The 23,359-nt window shown below is 63.6% G+C and carries 21 protein-coding genes and 1 pseudogene; 10 read left to right on the top strand and 12 right to left on the bottom strand.

The window, feature by feature from the left end; all coding sequences use genetic code 11:
* Positions 1 to 112 precede the first annotated feature (112 nt).
* Positions 113 to 1,555 carry an MFS transporter gene (locus LHFGNBLO_RS20370; RefSeq protein ID WP_258601115.1) on the top strand — a complete coding sequence of 481 codons (1,443 nt, stop codon included), beginning with the start codon at positions 113 to 115 and terminating at the stop codon, positions 1,553 to 1,555.
* Positions 1,556 to 1,576: 21 nt separating this feature from the next.
* Here the strand turns inward: LHFGNBLO_RS20370 and LHFGNBLO_RS20365 are convergent, their stop codons facing one another.
* Positions 1,577 to 2,281 carry a nitroreductase gene (locus LHFGNBLO_RS20365; protein WP_258601114.1) on the bottom strand — a complete coding sequence of 235 codons (705 nt, stop codon included), beginning with the start codon at positions 2,279 to 2,281 and terminating at the stop codon, positions 1,577 to 1,579.
* Between the two features lie 270 nt (positions 2,282 to 2,551).
* Between LHFGNBLO_RS20365 and LHFGNBLO_RS20360 the strand changes: the two genes are divergently transcribed.
* The 5 genes from LHFGNBLO_RS20360 to LHFGNBLO_RS20340 are packed head-to-tail and all read left to right on the top strand — an operon-like array spanning position 2,552 to position 10,138.
* Positions 2,552 to 3,145, top strand: coding sequence for a helix-turn-helix domain-containing protein (locus tag LHFGNBLO_RS20360; RefSeq protein WP_258601113.1), 594 nt, complete (start codon positions 2,552 to 2,554; stop codon positions 3,143 to 3,145).
* A gap of 15 nt (positions 3,146 to 3,160) precedes the next feature.
* Positions 3,161 to 5,614, top strand: coding sequence for a GcvT family protein (locus tag LHFGNBLO_RS20355; RefSeq protein WP_258601112.1), 2,454 nt, complete (start codon positions 3,161 to 3,163; stop codon positions 5,612 to 5,614).
* A complete protein-coding gene (locus tag LHFGNBLO_RS20350; protein ID WP_258601111.1) occupies positions 5,611 to 6,510 on the top strand; it encodes a homocysteine S-methyltransferase family protein in 900 nt (299 codons plus the stop codon). Before LHFGNBLO_RS20355 ends, LHFGNBLO_RS20350 begins: the two co-directional genes overlap by 4 nt.
* Positions 6,510 to 7,691 carry a pyridoxal phosphate-dependent aminotransferase gene (locus LHFGNBLO_RS20345; RefSeq protein ID WP_258601110.1) on the top strand — a complete coding sequence of 394 codons (1,182 nt, stop codon included), beginning with the start codon at positions 6,510 to 6,512 and terminating at the stop codon, positions 7,689 to 7,691. Before LHFGNBLO_RS20350 ends, LHFGNBLO_RS20345 begins: the two co-directional genes overlap by 1 nt.
* On the top strand, positions 7,688 to 10,138 hold the full coding sequence (locus LHFGNBLO_RS20340; protein ID WP_258601109.1) for a GcvT family protein: 2,451 nt from the start codon (positions 7,688 to 7,690) through the stop codon (positions 10,136 to 10,138). The genes LHFGNBLO_RS20345 and LHFGNBLO_RS20340 overlap by 4 nt, the downstream gene beginning before the upstream one ends.
* A 139-nt stretch (positions 10,139 to 10,277) precedes the next feature.
* Here LHFGNBLO_RS20340 and LHFGNBLO_RS20335 read toward each other — a convergent pair whose 3' ends face one another.
* The 4 genes from LHFGNBLO_RS20335 to LHFGNBLO_RS20320 are packed head-to-tail and all read right to left on the bottom strand — an operon-like array spanning position 10,278 to position 14,144.
* A complete protein-coding gene (locus LHFGNBLO_RS20335) occupies positions 10,278 to 10,865 on the bottom strand; it encodes an NAD(P)H-dependent oxidoreductase (protein ID WP_258601107.1) in 588 nt (195 codons plus the stop codon).
* On the bottom strand, positions 10,865 to 11,446 hold the full coding sequence (locus LHFGNBLO_RS20330; protein ID WP_258601105.1) for an NAD(P)H-dependent oxidoreductase: 582 nt from the start codon (positions 11,444 to 11,446) through the stop codon (positions 10,865 to 10,867). Before LHFGNBLO_RS20330 ends, LHFGNBLO_RS20335 begins: the two co-directional genes overlap by 1 nt.
* The gene (locus tag LHFGNBLO_RS20325; RefSeq protein ID WP_258601103.1) at positions 11,446 to 12,843 is read right to left on the bottom strand and encodes an FAD-binding oxidoreductase; all 1,398 of its coding nucleotides are present in this window, start codon (positions 12,841 to 12,843) and stop codon (positions 11,446 to 11,448) included. Before LHFGNBLO_RS20325 ends, LHFGNBLO_RS20330 begins: the two co-directional genes overlap by 1 nt.
* Positions 12,843 to 14,144 (bottom strand): cytosine deaminase, encoded by a 1,302-nt coding sequence (locus LHFGNBLO_RS20320; protein ID WP_258601101.1) that lies wholly within the window; start codon positions 14,142 to 14,144, stop codon positions 12,843 to 12,845. Before LHFGNBLO_RS20320 ends, LHFGNBLO_RS20325 begins: the two co-directional genes overlap by 1 nt.
* 188 nt (positions 14,145 to 14,332) lie before the next feature.
* On the opposite strand from LHFGNBLO_RS20320, the pseudogene LHFGNBLO_RS20315 reads away from it, so the two are divergent.
* Positions 14,333 to 15,326 (top strand): annotated as a pseudogene (locus LHFGNBLO_RS20315) (IS5 family transposase); the annotation flags it as partial.
* Positions 15,327 to 15,506: 180 nt separating this feature from the next.
* Here the strand turns inward: LHFGNBLO_RS20315 and LHFGNBLO_RS20310 are convergent.
* The 3 genes from LHFGNBLO_RS20310 to LHFGNBLO_RS20300 are packed head-to-tail and all read right to left on the bottom strand — an operon-like array spanning position 15,507 to position 18,183.
* Positions 15,507 to 16,358: an ABC transporter permease gene (locus tag LHFGNBLO_RS20310; protein ID WP_258601099.1), complete on the bottom strand. Its 852-nt coding sequence runs from the start codon at positions 16,356 to 16,358 to the stop codon at positions 15,507 to 15,509.
* Positions 16,345 to 17,175, bottom strand: a complete 831-nt coding sequence (locus tag LHFGNBLO_RS20305; protein ID WP_258601098.1) for an ABC transporter ATP-binding protein — start codon at positions 17,173 to 17,175, stop codon at positions 16,345 to 16,347. The genes LHFGNBLO_RS20310 and LHFGNBLO_RS20305 overlap by 14 nt, the downstream gene beginning before the upstream one ends.
* A 3-nt stretch (positions 17,176 to 17,178) precedes the next feature.
* Positions 17,179 to 18,183: an ABC transporter substrate-binding protein gene (locus tag LHFGNBLO_RS20300; RefSeq protein WP_258601097.1), complete on the bottom strand. Its 1,005-nt coding sequence runs from the start codon at positions 18,181 to 18,183 to the stop codon at positions 17,179 to 17,181.
* Between the two features lie 263 nt (positions 18,184 to 18,446).
* Between LHFGNBLO_RS20300 and LHFGNBLO_RS20295 the strand changes: the two genes are divergently transcribed.
* Together LHFGNBLO_RS20295 and LHFGNBLO_RS20290 are read left to right on the top strand one after the other, a co-directional pair.
* Positions 18,447 to 18,830, top strand: a complete 384-nt coding sequence (locus LHFGNBLO_RS20295) for a RidA family protein (RefSeq protein WP_258601096.1) — start codon at positions 18,447 to 18,449, stop codon at positions 18,828 to 18,830.
* 55 nt (positions 18,831 to 18,885) lie between these two features.
* The gene (locus tag LHFGNBLO_RS20290) at positions 18,886 to 19,689 is read left to right on the top strand and encodes a creatininase family protein (RefSeq protein ID WP_258601094.1); all 804 of its coding nucleotides are present in this window, start codon (positions 18,886 to 18,888) and stop codon (positions 19,687 to 19,689) included.
* Here LHFGNBLO_RS20290 and LHFGNBLO_RS20285 read toward each other — a convergent pair whose 3' ends face one another.
* Both LHFGNBLO_RS20285 and cobD read right to left on the bottom strand, forming a co-directional pair.
* A complete protein-coding gene (locus LHFGNBLO_RS20285; protein ID WP_258601092.1) occupies positions 19,690 to 20,199 on the bottom strand; it encodes a tyrosine phosphatase family protein in 510 nt (169 codons plus the stop codon). It abuts the gene before it with no gap.
* Positions 20,196 to 21,251, bottom strand: a complete 1,056-nt coding sequence (gene cobD, locus LHFGNBLO_RS20280) for a threonine-phosphate decarboxylase CobD (protein WP_258601090.1) — start codon at positions 21,249 to 21,251, stop codon at positions 20,196 to 20,198. Before cobD ends, LHFGNBLO_RS20285 begins: the two co-directional genes overlap by 4 nt.
* Between cobD and cbiB the strand changes: the two genes are divergently transcribed.
* The gene (cbiB, locus tag LHFGNBLO_RS20275) at positions 21,250 to 22,227 is read left to right on the top strand and encodes an adenosylcobinamide-phosphate synthase CbiB (protein ID WP_258601088.1); all 978 of its coding nucleotides are present in this window, start codon (positions 21,250 to 21,252) and stop codon (positions 22,225 to 22,227) included. The genes cobD and cbiB overlap by 2 nt on opposite strands.
* An 8-nt stretch (positions 22,228 to 22,235) precedes the next feature.
* On the opposite strand, the gene cobO is transcribed toward cbiB, so the two are convergent.
* Together cobO and cobU are read right to left on the bottom strand one after the other, a co-directional pair.
* Complete coding sequence (gene cobO / locus LHFGNBLO_RS20270; RefSeq protein WP_258601086.1) at positions 22,236 to 22,859, bottom strand: cob(I)yrinic acid a,c-diamide adenosyltransferase; 624 nt, start codon at positions 22,857 to 22,859, stop codon at positions 22,236 to 22,238.
* A gap of 1 nt (position 22,860) precedes the next feature.
* Positions 22,861 to 23,358: a bifunctional adenosylcobinamide kinase/adenosylcobinamide-phosphate guanylyltransferase gene (gene cobU / locus LHFGNBLO_RS20265; protein WP_258601085.1), complete on the bottom strand. Its 498-nt coding sequence runs from the start codon at positions 23,356 to 23,358 to the stop codon at positions 22,861 to 22,863.
* Between the last annotated feature and the right edge of the window lies 1 nt (position 23,359).

Genomic DNA, 23,359 nt, shown 5'->3' with positions numbered 1-23,359 from the left:
GACCGGTCGATCTGCCGCTTGAGTGCCCGGCCTGTGGCGGTGATACGTTAGGAATCACGGGCCTATGCTCAACGCATAGTCCTTCAGGCAACCAGCACGACCGCACCCTTCCATGACCGCAGAGACTTCGGCGACGGCTCCCACCCGCATTGGCATGGCGGGCGACGTATCGCTGCTGTTGCCGGTGACGGTCGCCTGCGGCGTCTTCATGACCAGCCTCGACCAGAATGTCGTGGTCACGGCACTTCCCGGCATCAGCGAAAGCCTCGCCCGCCCGCCCAGCCAGCTCGGCCTGCTGATCACCGTCTATGTCGCCAGCCTGATAATCTCCATGCCGGTCGGCGGCTGGGCTGCGGACCGCTTCGGCCTGCGCAACGTCTACTGCTTTGCCTTGCTCGTCTTCGCCGCGGCCTCGGCGCTCTGCGGGCTATCGAGCGACATCGGGATGCTGGTCGGGGCACGCGCGCTGCAGGGGTTCGGTGGCGCGCTGATGGGCACGCTCGGCCAGGTCGTGATCCTGCAGAGCTTTCCACGCAACCGCACGCTGAAGATCAATATGTACATCTCGCTGGCCGGTCAGTCCGGCCCCTTGGTTGGCCCGCTCGTCGGCGGCGCGCTGACCACCTACATCTCCTGGCGCTGGATTTTTTTCATCAACGTGCCGTTCGCGCTCATCGCCGCATTTCTTGCCGCTTCGCTGTTTCCGTCGGCAACGAAGGCAGTTCGCACGTCATTCGATTTTCCGGGCTTCGCCCTTGTCGGCAGCGGCATGGCACTGCTCGTCTTCGGCATGGATTCGCTCGCTGCGAAAGATGCCGCCGGCAGCATGATCGCCATGCAACTCGGGCTGGCAATCGCGCTCCTCGCCGTCGCTTCATTCTACTGCCTGCGCGTCCGCAATCCGCTGCTCGATCTCAAGCTGCTGCGGATTCGCACCTTTCGCATCAGCTTCCTGACCGGTGGCGGACTGGACACGATCGGCTTGAGCTCGGTCGTCTTCCTGCTGCCGCTGATGTTCCAGCTCGGCTTCGGCATGAGCGCGGTACAAGCAGGATCGCTGACCTTCGTCGCAGCAGTCGGATCGGTGCTGATGCGTTTCTTCATGCCGCGCGTTCTCAACCGCTTTGGCTTCCGCGGCGTGCTGGTCTTCAACACGCCCATCGTTGCTTGCCTGGTGGCGGGCTTTGCCCTGATGCAGGCAACCACCCCGGTCTGGATCGTGTTGACCTACATCTTCGTCTTCGGCGTCTTCCGCTCGGCGCAATGGGCTTCGACCGGCAATCTCGCCTACTCGGACATTGCATCCGAGCAGCTCGCCCGCTTCAGCGCGCTCTATTACATATTGTGGCAGCTTGGGGTGGCGATCAGCGTCGGCCTGGCCGCGGCAGCCCTGTCGCTTCTGGCTGGTGGTGGCCATGCCAGCATCAACGACTTCCGGGTCCTGTTCGTCCTCGAAGGCGTCATCACGCTATGCGCGCTGTTCGCCTATCTCCGGCTGACGCCGCAGGATGGCGCCCACGTCAGCGGCCATGGATCGGCGATGACCTCGGAATAGCCCGGCCGGACGGCAGTGGCATTACTCGCTGAACGTCACCCATTCTTCCAGCGGCACACGGTCGGTGCGGAAGTCGTTCTCGGGCTTGGATGTATCTTCGTGGCCGAGCGCCATGCCACAAACGACGATCTCTTCGTCTGGAATGTTGAGCACCGGCCTGATCTGCCGGTGATAGGGCGCGAAGGCCGCTTGCGGACAGGTGTGCAGACCCCTGCCCCGCGCTGCCACCATGATGTTTTGCAGGAACATGCCGTAGTCGATCCATGAGCCCTGGTTCAACCGTCGGTCGATAGTGAAGATCATGCCGACCGGCGCGTCGAAGAAGACGAAGTTGCGGTCGTGCTGGGCGCGCATCCTGTCGACCTCGCGGCGGCCGATGCCGAGCGCGCCGTAGAGCCCGAAACCGTTGGCGCGTCGCCGCGTCAGATAGGGCTCGAAGAACTGGGTCGGATAGTAGCGGTACTCGTCCCAATTGGCCTTTTCGGCGCGGATGCCGGAATTGAGGATGGCGTCGGTGATCTGCTGTTTGATCTCGCCCTTGGTCACATAGACCCGCCATGGCTGCATATTGGTGCCCGATGGCGCGCGGGCGGCAACGGCCAGAATGGCGCGGATCGTGTCGTCGTCGACCATGTCGGGCAGGAAGGCCCGTACCGAACGGCGCGATATGATCGCCTCGTCGACGATCGCCGCATCGTCAGCAATCCCGGTGTTGTCTTCCAGCATGGGCCGTCCCTTTGCGCATGACCCGGAAACCCTGTTCGTTTTCGAGGATCATGCGCAGATTCTAAAGTGATAGACGCTCTTGCGCGTCCATTGGGTCGCGCGGCGCTCTATCTCGCTCCGACCGGACGTTCCCACTCGCCGTTCGTGGCCGAGCCTTTGCATGAACCGTCAAAATGGCGCAAGCAAATCTTGTGGTTTCATGAAAATCCTCTTGATTTTTTCATGAGCTTGACCTCTCATGAAATTTGTCCGGAATTTTTCATCAAGAGAATGGCTTTGCCCTCAATCGCTGCCAGATCGGAGCAGGAAAACGGCGAACGGCTGCTGGCCGGTGATATCAGGGCGCTGCGCAAGGCGCGCGGGCTGACGCTTGCCGAGATCGGCCTGACGCTTGGGCGCTCCGTCGGCTGGGTCAGCCAGGTCGAGCGCGGCCTGTCGATTCCGTCGCTGAGCGACCTCCGGGCCTTTGCCGAACTGTTCGGCGTGCCGCTCAGCCTGTTCTTCAGCCACGATGTGCCGGTTGAGAACGAGCGCGGCGTGGTTGTGCGCGCCGGCAGGCGCCGCACGCTTGGCACAAGCGAAACCGGCCTGGTGGAGGAGCTTCTGTCGCCCGATCTCGGCGGTAGTTTCGAGATGGTGCGCTCGATCTTCGCGCCGGGTGCGGAACTGAAGACCGAGCAGCTGCGGCCGACCGAGGAGGCCGGCTATATCGCATCAGGCATTTTCGAGATCGAGATAGCAGGCGTCTGGCACCGGCTTGTCGAAGGCGACTCCTTTCGCTTCGAGCGCAAGCCGTATCGCTGGCGTAATCCCGGCGCCGAGCCGGCAGTGATCATCTGGGTGGTTTCGCCGCCTGTCTATTGAACGAGGGATTTGAATATGGCCGGTTTGCCGACCACGGCACGCGTGGTGATCATCGGAGGCGGTGCCGTCGGCACCTCCTCGCTCTATCATCTGGCCAAGGCGGGCTGGACCGATTGCGTGCTCCTGGAAAAGAACGAACTGACCTCCGGCTCGACATGGCATGCCGCCGGCAACGTGCCGACCTTCTCCTCGTCGTGGTCGCTAATGAACATGCAGCGCTATTCGACGGAGCTCTATCGCGGGCTCGCCGACGCGGTCGACTATCCCATGAACTACCATGTCACCGGTTCGCTCAGGCTCGCCCATACGGCAGAGCGCATGCAGGAGTTCCAGCGCGCCAAGGGCATGGGCCGCTATCAGGGCATGGATATCGACGTGGTCGGGCTCGACGAGATCAAGCGCCGCTACCCCTTCATCGAAACGCATGAACTGAAGGGCGCGCTTTACGATCCGAGCGACGGCGACATCGACCCGGCCCAATTGACCCAGGCTCTGGCCAAGGGCGCGCGCGACATGGGCGCCAAGATCATCCGCTTCTGCCCGGTCACCGGTGTGCGCCGCGACAGGGACGAATGGGTGGTCGAAACAGCACAGGGCGAGATCCGCTGCGAGATCGTCATCAACGCCGCCGGCTACCGCGCCGCCGAAGTCGGCAGGATGTTCGGCCGCGACGTGCCGATGATGGTAATGAGCCATCAGTACATTCTGTTCGAGGAAATCCCCGAACTGGCCGCTTGGTCGAAGGAGCGGGGCAAGAAGCTGCCGCTGCTGCGCGATGTCGACACCTCCTACTATTTGCGCCAGGAAAAGAACGGCATGAATCTCGGCCCCTATGAGCGCAATTGCCGCGCGCATTGGGTGGGCCACAACGATCCGATGCCAGAGGATTTTTCCTTCCAGTTATTCCCAGACGATCTCGACCGGCTGGAGCACTATCTGGCCGATGCCGTCGCTCGCGTGCCGATCCTCGGCACGGCCGGCCTGTCCAAGGTCATCAACGGCCCGATCCCCTACACGCCGGACGGCAATCCGCTGATCGGCCCGATGCCCGGCGTGCCCAATGCCTTCGAGGCCTGCGTCTTCACCTTCGGCATCGCCCAGGGCGGTGGCGCCGGCAAGGTGCTGGCCGAATGGGTCACGCAAGGCCAGACCGAATGGGACATGTGGTCCTGCGACCCGCGCCGCTTCACCAGTTTTGCCTCGGCGCCGGACTATTGCGTTGCCAAGGGCATGGAGATCTACGGCAACGAATACGCCATCCAGTTCCCGCGCCACGCCTGGCCGGCGGGACGCGATCGCAAATTGTCGCCGATCCACGATCGTATCAAGGCGCTCGGCGGCCAGTTTGACGCCTACAATGGCTGGGAGCGCGCCACCTGGTACGCGCAACCAGGCGACGATACCTCCGAAGAATCCACACTGACCTTCCGCCGTGATGGACCGTGGCAGCATCGCGTCCGCGAGGAGTGTCTCGCTGTGCGTGACGCCGCCGGCATTCTGGATCTACCGGGCTTTTCCCGTTTCAACCTCGACGGTCCGGGCGCCGCCGAATGGCTGAGCCAACAGGTCACCGGTCTGGTGCCAAAGCCCGGCCGCATCGGCCTCATCTATTTCGCCGACGACAAGGGACGCATCGTCACCGAAATGTCGGTGGTGCGCCACGACGAGAACCTGATGACCCTGATAACTGCCGCAGTGGCGCAGTGGCACGATTTCGAATGGCTGAAATCGCGCATGCCGAAGGACGCGGCATTCAAGCTGATCGACCGCACGGAAGAATTCTCCACGCAGATCCTCGCTGGACCCAACTCGCGAAAAATCCTCGCCGAAATCTGCGCCGCCGACCTCACCTTGCCGTGGCTGACACATCAGGAAACAAGCATCGCCGGCCGCTGGGCCAAGCTGGTACGTGTTTCCTTCGCCGGCGAGCTTGGCTGGGAAATCCACACCCGGGTCGACGACACCGCCGCCGTCTTCGACGCGATCTGGACAGCCGGGCAAAAGCAAGGCCTGAAACCGTTCGGCATGTACGCGCTGGATTCGCTGCGGCTCGAAAAAGGCTATCGCACCTGGAAGGGCGATCTTTCGACCGACTACTCGATCCTGCAGGGCGGGTTGGAACGCTTCGTCAAATGGGACAAGCCCGATTTCCGTGGCAAGGCGGCACTGCTGAGCGAAAAACAGCAAGGCGTGAAGAAACGCTTCGTCACGCTGGTCGTCGAAAACCCCGGCGACTGCGACGCCCCTTCCGTGTCGACGCTGTGGCATGACGGCAAGATCGTCGGCGAAACGACATCAGGCGGCTGGGGTCATCGCATCGACAAATCGATTGCGCTCGGCATGCTGCGCGCCGACCTCGCTGAGCCGGGTACTGCAATCGAGATCGAAATCTTCGGCGACCGCTTTCAGGCGATCGTGCAGAGGGATGAGCCGCTGTGGGACCCGAAGAACGAAAGATTGAGAGCTTGAAAAAAGTCATCCTCACCGATGGCGGCATGGGCCAGGAACTGGTTCGCCGCAGCAGCTCGGAACCGACACCGCTGTGGTCGGCCAGAGTGCTGATCGACGAACCGGATCTGGTGCGTGACTTGCATGCCGAATTCATCCGGGCCGGCGCCCGCGTCATCACCATCAATACCTATTCCGCCACGCCCGAGCGCCTGGCGCGCGAGAGTGCGGAAGAGTTGTTCAAACCGCTGCAGAAGCGCGGCATCGAGCTTGCCGGGCAAGCCCGCGACCAGGCCGGCGACGCGGCGATCGCCGGTTGCCTGTCGCCGCTTTTCGGCAGCTATGCGCCGGCGCTGACCATTTCGTTCGAGGAAACGCTCGACACCTATCGCCGCATCGTTGCCGAGCAGGCGGATGGCGTCGATCTGGTCCTGTGCGAGACGATGGCATCGGCCGAGGAAGCGCGCGCTGCCGTCACCGCCGCATCGGAAAGCGGCAAGCCGGTGTGGGTGTCGTGGACGCTCGCCGATCACGGTGCGCCGCGCCTGCGCAGCGGCGAAGCCATCTCGGCTGCTGCCAACGCCCTCGATGGCCTGCCGGTCGCAGCTAGACTGGTCAATTGCTGCCGGCCCGAAGCGATCGCCGCCGCACTGCCTGAATTGACCGATCTCGGCGGTCCGGTTGGCGCCTATGCCAACGGCTTCACCTCGGTCGAGGCGCTCAAGCATGGCGGCACAGTCGAAGTGCTGCACGCCCGTCATGATCTTGATCCTGAATCCTATGCCGAACATGCGCTCGGCTGGATCAAAGCCGGTGCCGGCATCGTTGGCGGCTGCTGCGAAGTCGGTCCTGCCCATATCGCCGCCCTGCGCGAACAGCTCGAACAGGCCGGCTACGAAATCTCGGGAGTAGCATAATGCCCAGACCATCATCGCGCATTACCGGTATCGTGCCTTCGGGCAAGGATGGCTGGGAGGTCCACACCGCAGCCTGGGCACGCAAGCAGGTCGGCGAAGACATCATCATGCTGTCGGTCGGCGACCATGATTTCGACACGCCGTCGCAAACGATCGAAGCCTGCGTGACGGCGGTTCGCGCCAGCAATCACCACTACACGCCGCTTCCCGGCATCCCTCGCCTGCGCAAGGCAATGGCGACAGCCTCGACCGCTTGCACCGGTGTTGCGACAAATTCCGACCAGGTCATCGCCACGCCAGGTGGGCAGGCAGCACTGTACGCGGCTGTGCAAGCTGTTCTCGACCAGGGCGATCATGCCATCGTGGTCGCGCCCTATTACGCGACCTATCCCAACACATTCGGTGCGGCGGGTGCGCAATTCACCGTGGTCGAAACCCCCGCCGAGGACGGATTCCAGCCGCGGGCTGCCGACATCCGCGCAGCCCTTCGACCCAACACGCGCGCCATCCTCATCAACACGCCCAACAACCCGACGGGTGCGGTCTATTCGCGCCAGCGGCTGGAAGAGCTGGCGCAAATCTGCAAGGAGCATGACCTCTGGCTGCTGTCGGATGAGGTCTACTGGACGCTGGGCGGCGGCGAACACATCTCGCCGCGCTCGCTGCCCGGCATGGCCGAGCGCACGCTGGTCATCAATTCGATGTCCAAGAGCCACGGCATGACCGGCTGGCGCATGGGCTGGCTGACCGGGCCTGAAGAGATGATCTCGCTGCTGATCAATCTCAATCTGGTGACCACCTACGGCCTGCCGGCCTTCATCAGCCTCGCTTGCGCCGAGGCGCTCGAGAACAGCTATGGCGTCAAGGACATCGCCGAACGCTATGCCGCGCGACGCACCATCCTGCTCGATGCCGTGCGCGGCATGAACAACGTCACCGTGCGCGGCTCCGAAGGCGGCATGTATGTCATGCTCGACATATCAGCCGTCGAACCAGACGACGAGAAATTCGCCTGGGCCTTGCTCGACGAGGAAAAGGTCGGCGTGATGCCGGGCTCGAGCTTCGGCGAGGCCGCCGCCGGCCACATCCGCATCAGCCTCTGCCAGCCCAAGGCGGTGCTGGAGGAAGCTGCCCTTCGCCTGCGCCGCTTCGCATCCAGCTACCGCCGTGAGGCCGCATGAGCGCCAAGACCGTTCCCACCAAGGCCAGGGCCGTCATCATCGGCGGCGGCGTCTCCGGCTGCTCGGTCGCCTATCATCTGGCCAAGCTCGGCTGGACCGACATCGTGCTGCTCGAGCGCAAGCAGCTGACGTCAGGCACAACATGGCACGCCGCCGGCCTGATCGGCCAATTGCGCGGCTCGCAGAACATGACCCGGCTGGCGAAATATTCGGCCGACCTCTACGTCAAGCTGGAAGCCGAGACCGAGGTCGGCACCGGCATGCGGCAGGTCGGCTCGATCACCGTGGCGCTGACCGAAGAGCGCAAGCACGAGATCTACCGCCAGGCTTCGCTCGCCCGCGCCTTCGATGTCGACGTGCGCGAGATTTCGCCTAGCGAAGTCAAAGAGATGTACCCGCATCTCAATGTCTCCGATGTTGTCGGCGCCGTCCATTTGCCGCTCGACGGCCAGTGCGACCCGGCCAACATCGCCATGGCACTGGCCAAGGGCGCGCGCCAGCGTGGCGCGACCATCGTGGAGAATGTGAAGGTCACCAAGGTCCACACCAGGGATGGCCGTGTCACCGGCGTGTCCTGGGCACAGGGCGACGAGCAAGGCATGATCGAGGCGGACGTCGTCGTCAATTGTGCCGGCATGTGGGCGCGCGAACTCGGGCTTCAGAGCGGCGTCACCATCCCGCTGCATGCCTGCGAACACTTTTACCTCGTCACCGAACCGATTCCGGGTCTCACTCGCCTGCCGGTGCTGCGCGTTCCCGACGAATGCGCCTACTACAAGGAAGACGCCGGCAAGATGATGCTTGGCGCCTTCGAGCCGGTGGCCAAGCCGTGGGGCATGGACGGCATCCGCGAGGATTTCTGCTTCGACCAGTTGCCCGAGGACATGGAGCATTTCGAGCCGATCCTCGAAATGGGCGTCAACCGCATGCCGATGCTGGCGACCGCCGGCATTCATACCTTCTTCAACGGGCCCGAGAGTTTTACCCCGGATGACCGCTACTATCTCGGCGAGGCGCCGGAGTTGTCCGGCTACTGGATGGCGACCGGCTACAATTCGATCGGCATCGTCTCTTCCGGTGGCGCCGGCATGGCGCTGGCGCAATGGATCAACGACGGCGAAGCGCCCTTTGACCTCTGGGAAGTCGACATCCGCCGCGCCCAGCCGTTCCAGAAGAACCGCCGCTACCTGAAGGAGCGGGTCTCCGAAACACTCGGCCTGCTCTATGCCGACCATTTCCCCTACCGCCAGATGGCGACCTCGCGAAACGTCAGGCGCTCGCCGTTGCACGAGCATCTGAAAGCGCGCGGCGCGGTGTTCGGCGAGGTCGCCGGCTGGGAACGCGCCAACTGGTTCGCTCGTGACGGCCAGGAGCGCGAGTACCGCTATTCGTGGAAGCGGCAAAACTGGTTCGACAATCAGCGCAAAGAACATCTGGCGGTTCGCAACGGTGTCGGCCTGTTCGACATGACCTCGTTCGGCAAGATCCGCGTCGAAGGCCGCGACGCCTGCGCCTTCCTGCAAAAGCTCTGCGCCAACGACATGGACGTCGCGCCGGGCAAGATCGTCTATACGCAAATGCTCAACCAGCGCGGCGGCATCGAGAGCGATCTCACCGTCACGCGACTGTCGCAAACGGCCTATTTCCTCGTCGTGCCCGGCGCGACGCTGCAGCGCGACCTGGCGTGGCTGAGAAAACATCTCGCCGACGAATTCGTGGTCATCACCGACGTGACAGCGGCCGAAGCCGTGCTCTGCCTGATGGGTCCGGATGCGAGAAAGCTCATTCAGAAGGTGAGCCCGAACGATTTCTCCAACGAAACCAATCCGTTCGGGACGTTTCAGGAGATAGAAATCGGCATGGGTCTGGCCCGCGCCCACCGCGTCACCTATGTCGGCGAACTGGGTTGGGAGCTTTATGTTTCGACCGACCAGGCAGCACACGTCTTCGAGGCTATTGAAGAAGCCGGAGCCGATATCGGTCTGAAACTCTGCGGCCTGCACACGCTGGATTCCTGCCGCATCGAAAAAGCCTTTCGGCATTTCGGCCATGACATCACCGACGAGGACAATGTGCTGGAAGCCGGCCTTGGCTTCGCGGTGAGGACAGCCAAGGGCGATTTTCTCGGCCGCGATGCCGTGCTGAAGAAGAAAGAAGCCGGGTTGAACCGTCGGCTGCTCCAGTTTCGCCTGAAGGACACGGAGCCGCTGCTGTTCCATAACGAGGCCATCCTGCGCGACGGCAAGATCGTCGGTCCGATCACCTCGGGCAATTACGGCCATCATCTCGGCGGCGCCATCGGGCTCGGCTATGTGCCGTGCAAGGGCGAGAGCGAGGCCGATGTGCTGTCGTCATCCTACGAGATCGAGATCGCCGGCGAGCGCTTCGCCGCCGAAGCATCACTGAAGCCGATGTATGATCCGAAATCGGAACGGGTGCGGATGTGATCTCTTCCTTCTCCCCGTTCACGGGGAGAAGGTGCCCGAAGGGCAGATGAGGGGCAGCGCCAGCCTCTGCAATGTTCGCGCTGCCCCTCATCTGCCTGCCGGCATCTTCTCCCCGTGAACGGGGCGAAGAACGCTGTCCTCAAAACCGCTCCAGCCTCGCCCTGACCTTCGCCAGAAACGCCGCCCTGCTCTTCGGCGTCGAGGCATCCATCAAATAGTGCGCCAGGAAGAACGTCCTGCAGCGGGTGGCGCAGAGCGCGCGCATGCCGCGCAGGATGGTCTTGCGCCCGGGCTGGCCGACGACGACGCTCCACCAGGTCGGTGCGCCGCAGGTGGTGATCACGCCAATCTTCGTCACATGCGTCATCAGCGACTTGATCCGCCCCTTGCCCGCCGGCAACCGGAAGGCGACGTCCGTCGCCCACACCCGGTCGAGCCAGCCCTTCAGCATCGCCGGCAGCCCGTACCACCATGTCGGATAGACGAAGAGGATTGCCTGAGCCCAGGCGAGATGATCGAAATGCGGCTTGAGCGCCGGGTCCTGCGGCGCTTGGTCATTGTAGGAGCGCCGCTCGTCGCAGCCCATGACCGGATCGAAATTCTCCGCATAGAGGTCGAGCAGCCGCACCTCCCAGCCCCTCGCCTTCAGCACCTCGATGGCACTATCGCGGATCGAGGCGCAGAAGCTTTCGGGCACCGGATGGCAATAGACCACCAGCACCCGCATCAGAACGCATCCATCCTGGCCGCCACCTTCGCCAGGAAGGCCTTGCGCGTCTCAATGGTCGACAGGTTCATCGAATAGTGCGCGAGGTAGGACACGGAGGCACCGGGCTTGATTGTGGCGCGCAGCATGCGGTCGACCAGCTTGCGCGGCGGATCGCCCATCAGAATGGCACGGAAGCGGCTGCCGCCATAGGTGGTGACGGCGGCCAGCTTGCGGATGTTGTGCAGTGACGGCTGCACCTTGCCATCGACCAGCTTGAACGACACCCCCGGCAGGAAGACGCGGTCGAAAAAGCCCTTCAGGATTGCCGGAAAACCGAAATTCCAGACAGGGTATGACAGCACCAGCGCGTCGGCCCGCAGCAAGCGCTCGACATAAGGCGCTGTGGCATCGCCGACGCCGCGTTCGTTGTGGTACCCGAGCCGTTCAGCCTGCGTCAGCCGCGGATCGAAGTTCTCGGCGTAGAGATCGCAGTCGTCGATGGCATGGCCGGCCGCCGCCAGTCGCTCGACGATCATCCGATGCAAACCGGCATTGAAGCTGGTCTCGACCGGATGGGCGTAGAGGACGAGGATGTTCATCAGCTTGCCTTCTGCAAACCCTTGAACAGGAACGACTTGCCGGAGCGGTAGTCGTAGTCCGGATTTTCCCAGGCAATCATCTTGCCGGGGTTGAGCAGCCCTTGCGGATCGGTCTCGCGCTTGAAGGCGAGTTGCACCGCGTCGGTCCGCTTCATGCCGCCCTCTTCCAGCGTGTAGCGGTGCGGGTTGAAGATCCAGCAGCCATTGTCTTCATGGATGCGGATGATCTCGTCGAGCCGCTCCGCCGTGGTGAAACGGACGAGCGGCAGCCCGGCCGCGCCGATCGCGCCATCGAAGCGGATGAACTCGAGATGCGCCGGCACCTCGTCGCCGAAGCGATCGACCATCGCCTTGACGTGACCGAGATGGTCCGGCGACGGGTAGCGAACCTGCAGATAGGTGATGTCGGGATCGACCCTGATGGCGCGCAGCGTCGTGTGGTTCCAAGTCAGTTCATAGGCGGGCGGCAGCCCCTTGAGATCTGTCTCCTTGTCGGCCCGAAAGACGATCTCGCCCTTGCTGTGTGCCGTCAAGGCGACAAACGCGTCCATCGCATGCGGCGCGATCATGCACACGACAATGCTTTGCTCGCGCCTGAAGAATTTCTGATGGCGCTTGAAATAGGAGTAGGGGATGGGCGCGGCGATCGGCGTGATCAGTTTCGCCAGAATGCCGTCCTGGATGGCGAGATCGTTGCCGAAGCCGGCGGCATCCATGAAATCGTCGAAGCCGACGATCACATCGACCCAGTCATAGGCTGCCGTCAGCGGCATCTCGACCTCGGTGATGATGCCGTTGGTGCCGTAGGCGTGCATGACCTTGAGCACGTCCTCGCCGGTAAGGTCCATGACCCGCGGCTCCGCCTCCATCGTCACGGTCCGCAGCCGGATGACGTTGCCGAGGTCGCGCAAGCCACCCCAGCGGATCGAGCCGACGCCGCCCGAGCCGCCGGCGACGAAACCGCCGATCGATGCCGTGTTGTAAGTCGACGGTGACATGCGGAGCTCCTGCCCGGAATGCGCGCGCGTCGCTCTGTCGATATCGGCCAGAACCGCACCCGGCCCCGTGACGACACGGCCGGGCGCGATCGTCTTGACCGCGTTCATCTCGGCGAGGTTGAGCACCACGCCGCCGGACAAAGGCATGGCCTGGCCGTAATTGCCGGTGCCACTGCCGCGCGGCGTCACCGGCACGCCATGCCGGTGACAGGCAGCGAGCACGCGGATCACTTCGGCCTCGGTTTTCGGCGTTACGATCAGGTCGCCGGTGACATGATCGAGCTGCTGCTTCAGCACCGGGCTGTACCAGTAGAAGTCGCGGCTCTTCTGCTGGACGATCGCCGGATTGTCGTCGGTCTTCAGACCTTCGAGATCGCGCTTGAGCGCCACAATGTCCATTATTTCACCATCAGCTCGTCGAGTTCGGCATAGTCGGGCAGCTGGCGATCGATCGCCTTGCCGTCGCGCACGACGATGCGATCAGATTCCGGCCGCGACAGCAATTCCGTCCAGCTCCGACCCCTAAAGAGGACGAAATCGGCGGCGCCGCCGACGGCAAGCGTGCCGAAACCGTCGAGCCGCATCACCTTGGCCGGCGTCGAAGTCACCGCTTGCGGCCAATCGCCAACCGGGTGGTCGAAATGCAGGATGCGCGTCGCCATGCGGTAGACCTCGAGCATATCGAGATCGCCATAGGCGTAGAACGGGTCGCGCGTGTTGTCGGAGGCAACGGCAACGGCAATGCCGCGCGCCTTCATCTCATGCAGCAGCGTCACGCCGCGCCAGCGCGGCGTGGTGTTGTCGGCCCGCCGGTCCTGCAGGTAGAGATTGCACATCGGCAGCGACACCACGGCCAACCCCGCCTTCGCCACCTTGTCCAGCGTGTCGAGCACATCGAGATCCGGCTGGCGCGCCAGCGAACAGCAATGGCCGACGAGGATGTTTCCCTCAAAACCGTTCCACAGGGCCGCCTCGGCGATCTTCTTCAGCGAGATCGCCGCAACATCGTCGGTCTCATCGGCATGGAAATCGAGATCGAGGCCATGCTTGATCGCTTGCGCAAACACCTGGTCGAGAAGCTCTTCCAGATCCGGCACCATGTAGGTGACGACGCCGAGCACGCCCTTGGCCGCAGCCACCCGCTTGGCCAGTCTTTCGAACCACTTCTTGTCGCGAACGCCTTCGATACCGAGCAGGCAGGCAGCCTGCAACTCGATACGGCCGCGCCATGTCTCCCGCATCGCCTCGAACACCGGCCAGGAGATCTCCTCTTGCGGCGCCACGCTGTCGAGATGGGTGCGCAGCGCCTTGGTGCCGTGCGCATAAGCGGAACGCAGCGAAAAATCCATGCGGCGGGCGACATCGTCGGCGCTCCAGCGCGCGGCGCGGTCGGCGCCGGTGGCGTTCAACGCGCCCATGAAGGTGCCGTCGGGATTGGGTTTTCGCGGCCAGATATGGCCCTTGTCGATATGGGTGTGGCAGTCGACGAAACACGGCAGCACGATGCGGCCGCCTAGGTCGGTGGCGCCTGCCGGCGCTTTCGATCTGCCGGAAGCCGTGATGGATGAAACCTGGCCATCGGCGACGACGATATCGGCTAGCGCGAAACCATCGCTATCGTAAACCGCGGCAAGGCCAGGCGTCAGCGACTGGTGAACGCGAACGCTGGCGAGATGGTAGGAGCCAGAGGCTGGTATCAAGGCCTACCCCCCTCTGTCCTGCCGGACATCTCCCCCTCAAGGGGGGAGATTGGCAGCTTCGCCCATGGCGCTTGTTCAGCAACGTTGGCGATTGGCGCAATCCCGGATGAAGTCCGATCTCCCCCCTTGAGGGCCTGTTGCAAAATTGGCTGGTTGTGATTCCCTGTTTTTGACAGGAGGATCGTTCGATGACGACGAAGCCGAGCGGGCAGTTCAGTTTTGTGGAGGCTCTGCTTCCGCAGGGTCTTGGTCGGAGCGGGCGGCTGGACCGGCTGTCGTCGCTTGTGAAGTGGTATCGCTTCGAGAAGATCCTGGCGCGGCTGCGCTCGCCCGGCGGCCCGGGCCGTCCTGCCTACAGTTCGCTGGTGATGTTCAAGGCACTGCTTCTGCAGTCCTTGTACGGGCTGTCGGACAGCGAGTTGGAGGAGGCGCTCGCCGATCGGCTGTCGTTTCGGCGCTTCGTCGGCCTGACGCTCGAGGAGACGGTGCCCGACCACACCACGCTCAACCGCTTTCGCAATCTTCTCGTCGAGGCCGGGCTTCTGGAGAAGCTGTTCGGCGAACTGGACCATCAGCTGGACAAGGCGGGGCTGATCCTGCGGCGCGGCACGATGCTCGACGCCACCGTTATCGAGACGGCAGCGGCACGGCCGCCCAGTGGAGCGGCGCAAGAGGCCGGCGAGGCTGGCGATCCCGATGCCGGCTTCACGCGCCGGCAGGGCAAGCCTGGCTCCTCCTATGGCTACAAGGCGCATGTCGGCGTCGACCAGGGGTCCGGCCTGATCCGCCGGGTGAGGACGACGGCGGCCAACGTCAACGACACGGTGGAAGCAGACCATCTCATCTGTGGCGACGAAGGCGCGGTGTTGGCGGATGCGGCCTATCATACCAAGGCGCGCGAGTTGTCGCTGAAGGAGCGTGGGATCAAGCCGCGGCTGATGCGGCGGGCCAACAAGCATCATCCGCAATTGCCGGCGCGCCTGCAGCGCTTCAACCGGCTGATCGCGCGGCAGCGTTTCGCTGTCGAGACCACCTTTGCCACATGGAAGAACCGCATGCGGCTTCGCGCCATCCGCTATCGCGGCTTGGCCAAGGCGGCTGGGCAGGTTCTCATCGCCGTCATGGCCTTCAACATGCGCCGCTGGGTGACGCTGGCGACCTGATCCAGGGCCGCACTGCGCCCGAAATCCGCCCAACACGCCAAACCCTAACCCATCCGGCGACAGGCCCGCGCCGAAGGGCACTCCGAATTGGCCCTTACTTCTCCTCTTGCCCTCCCACCCTAGTAACGCAACAGGCCCCTTGAGGGGGAGATGGCCGGCAGGCCAGAGGGGGGTGATTTGCGCCAACCTTTCACCCACCCTATCGCTCCTGCTTCAATGCGCTTTCGTGCCAGCGCCGCAGGATCAGATGCGAAATCAGCGACAGCACCAGGAAGATCAAAATGCCGGTAAACGAGATCAGGATCAGCGCCGCGAACAACCGTGGCGCGTTGAGCCGGTAGCCGGCCTCGATGATGCGCGAGGCAAGGCCGGACGACTGGCCCTGGGCGCCAGCGACGAACTCGGCCACCACCGCCCCGATCAGCGACAGGCCGCCGGCGATCTTCAGCCCGCCGAGGAAATAGGGCATCGCCGCTGGCAGGCGCAGATAGCGCAACTGCTGCCAGTGTGTCGCGCCGTTGAGCTTGAACATGTCGCGCAGATTGCGGTCGACGGAATTGAGACCGAGCGTGGTGTTGGAGAGGATCGGAAAGAAGGCGACAATCCAGGCACAAAGCAGGAGCTTCGTTGTCTGGTTGTCGACATAGATGTTGATCAGCGGGAAGATGGCGACGATCGGCGTCACCTGCAGCACGATGGCGAAGGGGAAAAACGACATCTCCACCCATTTCGATTGCGCAAACAGCACCGCCAGCCCGACCCCGCCAATCACGGCAAGCGCCAGACTGAGAAAGGTGATCCTGAGCGTCACCAGCAGCGAGGAGAACAGCAGCCCGGCATCGTCATAAAGCGTCTGCAACACCACGCCGGGGCGCGGCAGGATGTATTTCGGGATCTCGTTCCAGACGCAGATGCGGTCCCATAGCCAGATGGCCAGGATCATGATCGCCAGCGGTAGCAGCCATCTGCCGATCCGTTCCAACCGCTCCTGGCGAACGCGGCCGGCCTCCTCCGGATCGAGGTTCACGGCAGGTTGGTCAATGGCCGTCATGATGCGGCCCGGCGGTTGAGTTGATGGCGTTGACCAGAACATCCGAGGCCTGGCGGCAGAGCGCGGCATAGTCGGGCGACGTGCGAAACACGTCGTCGCGCGGATAGGGCGCATCGACGGCAAGTTCGCCGAACACCCGGCCCGGCCGCGCCGCCATGACGACGACGCGGTTGGAGAGGAAAACGCTTTCGAAGACGCTGTGGGTGACGAAGACGACGGTAAAGCGCTCGTCCTGCCACAGTTCCAGAAGATCGTTGTTGAGCTTGAAGCGGGTGATCTCGTCGAGTGCGGCGAACGGCTCGTCCATCAAAAGCACGCGCGGCTTGGTCACCATGGCCCGCGCAATCGAGACGCGCATCTTCATGCCGCCGGAAAGCTCCCGCGGCACGGCATTCTCGAAGCCGGTCAGGTGAACCCGCGCCAGCATCTCCATCACCGCCGGCGCCGCCTTGGCCCGCGACACGCCCTTCAACCGCAGCGGCAGCCAGACATTGTCGAAGACATCAGCCCACGGCAGCAGCGTCGGCTCCTGGAAGACGAAGCCGATTTGCGAGCGGCCCGACGATCCACTGCCACGCCAGTCGAGCACACCGGAGGTCGGCGTCGACAGGCCGGCAATCAGCCGCAGCGCCGTCGACTTGCCGCAGCCGGACGGACCGAGAAGGCTGAGGAAGTCGCCGTCCCGGATTGTGAGATTGACGTCGCTGAGTGCCGTTACGCCGTTGGAAAAAACCTTACCGACACCGCGCAACGCCAGCAGCATCGGGCCTTCGCCCGATGCCATTCCAGGCGCTTGCGCCACTTTCTCCAGCTTCACGGCCTACTTCTTCAGGTCCAGCCCGACGCTCTTGTTGACGAAGGCAAGCGTGTAGGACTTCTTGACGTCGAGGCCGGCCGGCAAGGCCTTGGCCTTGACCATCTTGTCGTAGAAGCTCTGGATGCGCGCTTCCGTCATCGCGCCGATGCCGAGCTTCTCGGTGTCGCCGGAATCGACGACGCCGAACTTCTTCAGCTGCTCGATCGAGAAGGCGATCTGCTCATCCGTCATGTCCGGATTGTCCTTCTTGATCATGTCGTTGGCGGCCTTGTTGTCGCCGTAGAGGTAGTTGTACCAGCCCTTGGCCGACCCATCGACAAAGCACTGTACGACCTCTGGGCGCTTATCGATCGTGTCCTGCATGGTCTCGACCGTCGTCGAATATGTGTCCCAGCCATAGTCGGCCAGCAGGAACTGGTTCGGCATGAAGCCGCCCTCCTTCTGGACGGCGAACGGCTCTGAAGTGACGTAGCCCTGCTGGATCGACTTCTTGTTGGCAATGAACGGCGCCGGGTTGAACGTGTAGGGCACGCGCTTGGCCGAATCGAAGCCGAGCTCCGCGACCATCCATAGGAAGAAGGTCTGTGCGCCCTCGTCGCTCAGTATGTATTGGTCGGCAGTCTTCAGATCCTCCCATTTGTCCAGGCCCTGGCCGGGCTGGGACATGATGACCTGCGGGTCCTTTTGGAAGTCCGCCGCCACCACCCGCATCGGAATGTCCTGCTGCACGGCGTCGAACGCCGAAAGCAAATTGCCGCCCATGTAGAAATCGATCTTGCCGGCAAGCAGCAGCGGCCGCCCGCTGACCTGCGGGCCGCCCTGCATGATTGTCACGTCCAGACCGCAGGCGGCATAGGTGCCGTCCGCCACCGCCTGATAGTAGCCGCCATGCTCGGCCTGGGCGAGCCAGTTGGTGCCGAAGGTGACTTTTTCGTTCGCCGCCGCACCAAGCGTGCTTGCAGCAAGCAACGCGATAACGCCCGCCGAAATCTTCCTTTTCCCGTACATCGACTACCCTCTGTTTGCTCCAGCGCGCCGCGCGCCGGGCTCGACACCATTGGTTCAAGAAGCAAGACACATGCCACCGGCCGCGTGTGCCGGGACCGCCCGCTTGCGCAAAAGTCGCGCGCGAAGGCCGGGCGGGTCATGCTGTACGGAAGGCATCGTGCCTATTTTTTAAACGCCTGTCCACAATCGCCCGCATGACATGCACCACCATCTTGAAGCCCTCACCGGTCCGGCTCTAGGCTGGCTGCAAACCGGAGATTGCCATGTTCAGATTCCTCACGCCGAAGTCGATCAAGCCGCCTTTCGCCCGCTACAGCCATGGCGTCGAGGTGCCGCCCGGCAAGCGGCTGGTGCTGTGTTCGGGCCAGGTCGCCATCACAGCGGACGATCAGATTCCCGCGGATGCCGGCGCACAGGCCGAGCTTTGCTTCAGGAACATCGAAGCGATTCTCAGCGAGGCCGGACTGAGCCTGTCCGACATTGTCCGCATCAACGCCTATGTCACCGACCGCGCCTTCCTGCGCCCCTATATGGACGTTCGCGACCGGCTCTTCGCCAGCCCGGCGCCCGCCTCGACGCTGATGATCGTCTCCGGTTTCGCCAGGCCTGAATTCAAGGTCGAGATCGAGGTCATTGCGGCTGGGTAATCGACAGGCGCATCGTCCCGCGCTAGGTCTGGCTCGTCTATCGAAGAGGCATGACATGACCGTTGCGAAAAGACGCGTTTGGTGGGGCGACTACCGGACCACCGAATACGCCACGATCGATCCGGAAGCGACGATCGCCGTTCTGCCGCTGGCGGCGATCGAGCAGCACGGCCCGCATCTGCCGGTTTCGACCGACACCTCGATCATGAACGGCATGCTCGAAACGGTGATTGCTCGCCTGCCGGGCGATGTCGACATCCGCATCCTGCCGGTACAGGCAGTCGGCAAGTCGAACGAGCATCTGCACGCGCCAGGTACCCTGACTTTGCCGGCAACGACGCTGGTCGAAGCCTGGACCGAACTCGGCCTGTCGGTCGCGCGCGCCGGTTTGAGGAAACTGATCGTCGTCAATTCGCATGGCGGCAACGAGGAGATCATGGGCATCGTTACGCGCGAACTGCGCGTCCGCGCAAAAATGCTGGCGGTGAAGACGAGCTGGCAGCGATTTGGCCGACCGGCCGGCATGTACACCGAGCTTGAGGATCGCCACGGCATCCATGGCGGCGACGTCGAGACCTCGCTGATGCTGCATTTCCGGCCCGACCTCGTCGACATGGGAAAGGCCGACAATTTCGTCAGCAATGTCGCCCGCGCCGAAAAGGAGTTTTCGCTCCTGCGCCACACCGGAACGCACGCCTTCGCCTGGATCGCCAGCGATCTCAACCCGAACGGCGTGGTCGGTGACGCCAGCATTGCCACCGCCGAAAAGGGCCGGCTGACATCAGAGCATCAGGCCGACGGCTTCATCAGCCTCTTGCGAGACGTGCGCAAGGCGAAGCTGTCGGACTGGCTGGCGTAGTCAGGCGTCGATCTTCAGCGCGAAAGGCGTTCCTTCGAAAGCGTCGGCACCACGCCCGATCGCCTCGATCGCCTCGATCATGCGGCCGTTGCGATCAAGCAGCGCATCGGCGACTGCGATCAGCCGCGGGTTGGGTGTCGCCGAGGGCGACAGCACACGCAACGTCTGCGCCAACTCGACCTCGTCGCGCTTCGGCGACAGCGCTGCGGCGATGATGTAGGCCGAGGCGGTCGAACGGCTGATGCCGGCATAGCAATGCACCACCAGCGGCCGCGCACGATTCCATTGGCGGGCGAAATCGAGCAGGTTGCGCACGTGCTCCTCGCCCGGCATGGTCATGCCGTCCTGCGCCACCGCAATGTCATGCATGACCAGATGCAGGTGGTTTTCCCTGGCGATCGAGGCCGGGCGCACCACCTCGGTTCCAGCGGCCAGCAGGGAAAGCAATCGCTCGGCGCCGGTCTTCGCCACGGTTTCCTCGACTTTTGCCAGCGAACAGACATGGATCATCGCACGATCTCCCTGGCGCCATCGTCGCGCTGCGAAGCCCAGCCGGCAAGCGCGGATTCGAGCCGCTGCCATTCCTCCTGACTTCCCGGCAGCCCGGCGCGCAGCACAAGTGGCCGGTCGGTGAAATGCCGCAGCAGGATGCCGCGCTCGCCGAGCGCCGAAAACAGCCCGTTGGCGTCCGGCAAGTCAAGATAGCGGAACAGTGTGGTACCGCCGGCGACCGGAACGCCGAAGCGGCCGAACAAGGCGTCCAGCCGCTCAGCCTCAGCCTGCAATGTCGCGCGCATCCCAGCCTGCCAGCTGCTATCGGCCAGCGCGCGGATGCCGTATTCGAGCGCGGGGCCGGCAACCGCCCACGGCCCGAACTGCGTCTCCAGCCGTTCGACCGTCAGCGCATCCGCCAGCGCAAAGCCGAGCCGCAAGCCTGCCAGGCCAAAGAACTTGCCGAAGGAGCGCAGCACGACGATGCCGCCCCGGTCGACATCGCCGGCAAGACTCTGTGCGCGCGGGCCGACATCCATGAAGGCTTCGTCGACGACCAGCAGGCCGCCCTTGGCGCGCAATTTTCCGACAAGTTGCAACAGCCTTTCACGCTCGACGACGCGCCCGTCGGGATTGTTGGGGCTGACGACGATAGCAAGGTCGGCCCCGGCCAGAGCCTCGAAATCCTCGACCTCGGCCACCAAATGGCCGGCGATCGCCGCTGCCCGCCGATGTTCGGCATAGGTCGGCCCGAGCACCAGCGCCCTGCCCGGGCTCACCAGTGAAGCAACGCGCGGCAACAGGATCTGCGTGCCGGGCGCCGCTGCCACATGCGCCGCCGAAGGCGCGCCATAGGCGCTCGCGGCGACATTAGCCAGCTCACGGGCGCGCTCGGCTTCCGGCAATCGTGACAGGGCGGTGGCGGGCAGATCGAAAAGCGGATAGGAGTGCGGATTGATACCCGTCGAGAGGTCGACGAAAGGCTGTGGCGCGAGAGGGAAGAGCGCGCTCGCCCGGCCAAGGCTCCCGCCATGATCCACCGCAGCAATCGCTCCATCAAGAAGCTTCATGTCGATCCTGATCGCTTTCCTGTCGCTAGTCATTGAACGCACCCTGGGCTACCCGGACTGGCTGTTCCGAGCCATAGGCCACCCCGTCACCTGGTTTGGCAGGCTGATATCCTTTCTCGATCGAAGGCTCAACCGCGCCACTGATTCCGACGCGCTGCGTCGCCGCCGAGGCGTCATTGCACTGCTGATCATCGTGCTGGTGCCTGCGGCCATCGCCTTTGTGCTGCAAATCGTGCTCTGGCAGATATTCCCTACCGGCATGGTTATCACCGCAATTCTGGCATCGTCTCTTCTGTCGCAGAAGAGCCTGGCTGAGCATGTCGAGGCGGTAGCCGACGCGCTCGACACAGGCGGGCTGAGGCTCGGCCGCATCGCCGTCTCGCGTATCGTCGGCCGCGATCCGGAAAAGCTCGACAAACCGGGTGTTGCCCGCGCCGCGATCGAAAGCCTGGCCGAAAATTTTTCCGACGGCATCGTGGCACCCGCCTTCTGGACCGGTGTTTGCGGCCTGGCAGGCGGCGTCGCCTACAAGGCAGCCAACACCGCCGATTCGATGATCGGCCACCGCACGCCGCGCCACGAGGCCTTCGGCCGGGCGGCGGCCCGATTTGACGATTTCATCAACTTGCCGGCCTCCAGGCTGACCGCGCTGTTGATCGTGCTCGCCGCCTTTCTGGTCAGGGGCGCCGATCCCCGCAACGCTTGGAAAGCCATGCAGCGCGACGCGAAAAAACATCGCTCGCCAAATGCCGGCTGGCCGGAAGCGGCGATGGCCGGTGCGCTCGGCCTGGCGCTGGCTGGGCCGCGCAGCTATGGCGGCGTCATCGTCGAAGATGCCTTCATGGGCGAAGGCGGCCGGCGCGAGGCGGACAGCCTGGATATCAGACGGGCGCTGAGGCTATATCAGGTCGCCGACTACCTGCTGATCGCCCTGTTCGCCATTCTGGCGGCGATTCTCATGGTTCTGACGTTCTGAGCCGATCGTCAGAACTCTATCCCTTGCTGCGCCTTCACGCCTGCCGAGAAATGGTGCTTGGTCACGCCCATCTCGGTGACCAGATCGGCCGCCTCTACCAGTGCCGGCTTAGCGTTGCGGCCGGTGACGACGACATGCAGACCCTCGCGCCGCGCCGTCAGTGCGGCAACCACCTTGTCGATATCGAGATAGTCGTAGCGTAGCGCGATGTTCAATTCGTCGAGCACCAGCAGGCTGATCGAAGGGTCGGCCATCAGTTCGAGCACCTTGGCCCAGGCCGCCTCGGCCGCCGCAATGTCGCGCTTCAGATCCTGCGTCTCCCAGGTGAACCCCTCGCCCATAGTGTGCCAGACGACGCGGTCACCGAAAGCGGCAAAGGCGTCCTTCTCGCCCGTATGCCATTTGCCCTTGATGAACTGCACGACGCCGATGCGCTTGCCATAGCCGAGCATTCTCAGCGCCAGGCCGAAGGCGGCGGTGGTCTTGCCCTTGCCGGGCCCGGTGTTGACGATCAGCAGCCCCTTCTCAACCGTCTTGGCCGCCACCTCGGCGTCCTGCACCGCCTTGCGCTTGGCCATCTTGGCGCGGTGGCGTTCTTCGTCCTTGCCGTCGATGTGTTTGCTGTCAGCCATGTCACTTCACCTTGAGCGGCAGCCCCGCTACCATCAGCAGCACTGTATCGGCTATTGCCGCGACCTGCTGGTTGAGCCGGCCGGCAACATCGCGAAAGCGTCTTGCCAGCGCATTGTCGGGCACGATGCCCTGGCCGACTTCGTTGGAAACCACGAACCACGGTCCACGCGGTCGCGACAGCACATCTGCCAGCCTCAGGCATTCGGACTCAAGATCATGATCGGCCAGCATATGGTTGGTCAGCCACAGCGTCAGGCAGTCGACGAGGACAGGTCTGCCCTCAGGCAGCGCCGCGATCTCGCCCGCAAGATCGAGTGGCGCATCGACGGTCGTCCAGCCCTCGCCGCGCCGCGCCCGATGCAGCGCGATGCGCTGGCGCATCTCGTCGTCATAGGCTTCAGCGGTCGCGATATAGGTCCACGGCGCAGCACCGGCTGTCACCAGTTTTTCGGCGTGCGCGCTCTTGCCGGAGCGCGCACCGCCGATGATGAAGGTCAAT

Source organism: Mesorhizobium sp. AR10 (assembly GCF_024746795.1).
In the GTDB taxonomy this organism is placed as follows: Bacteria; Pseudomonadota; Alphaproteobacteria; order Rhizobiales; family Rhizobiaceae; genus Mesorhizobium.
Note: the sequence above shows the minus strand (reverse complement) of the source record. Positions and strands in the feature narration are given on the sequence as shown.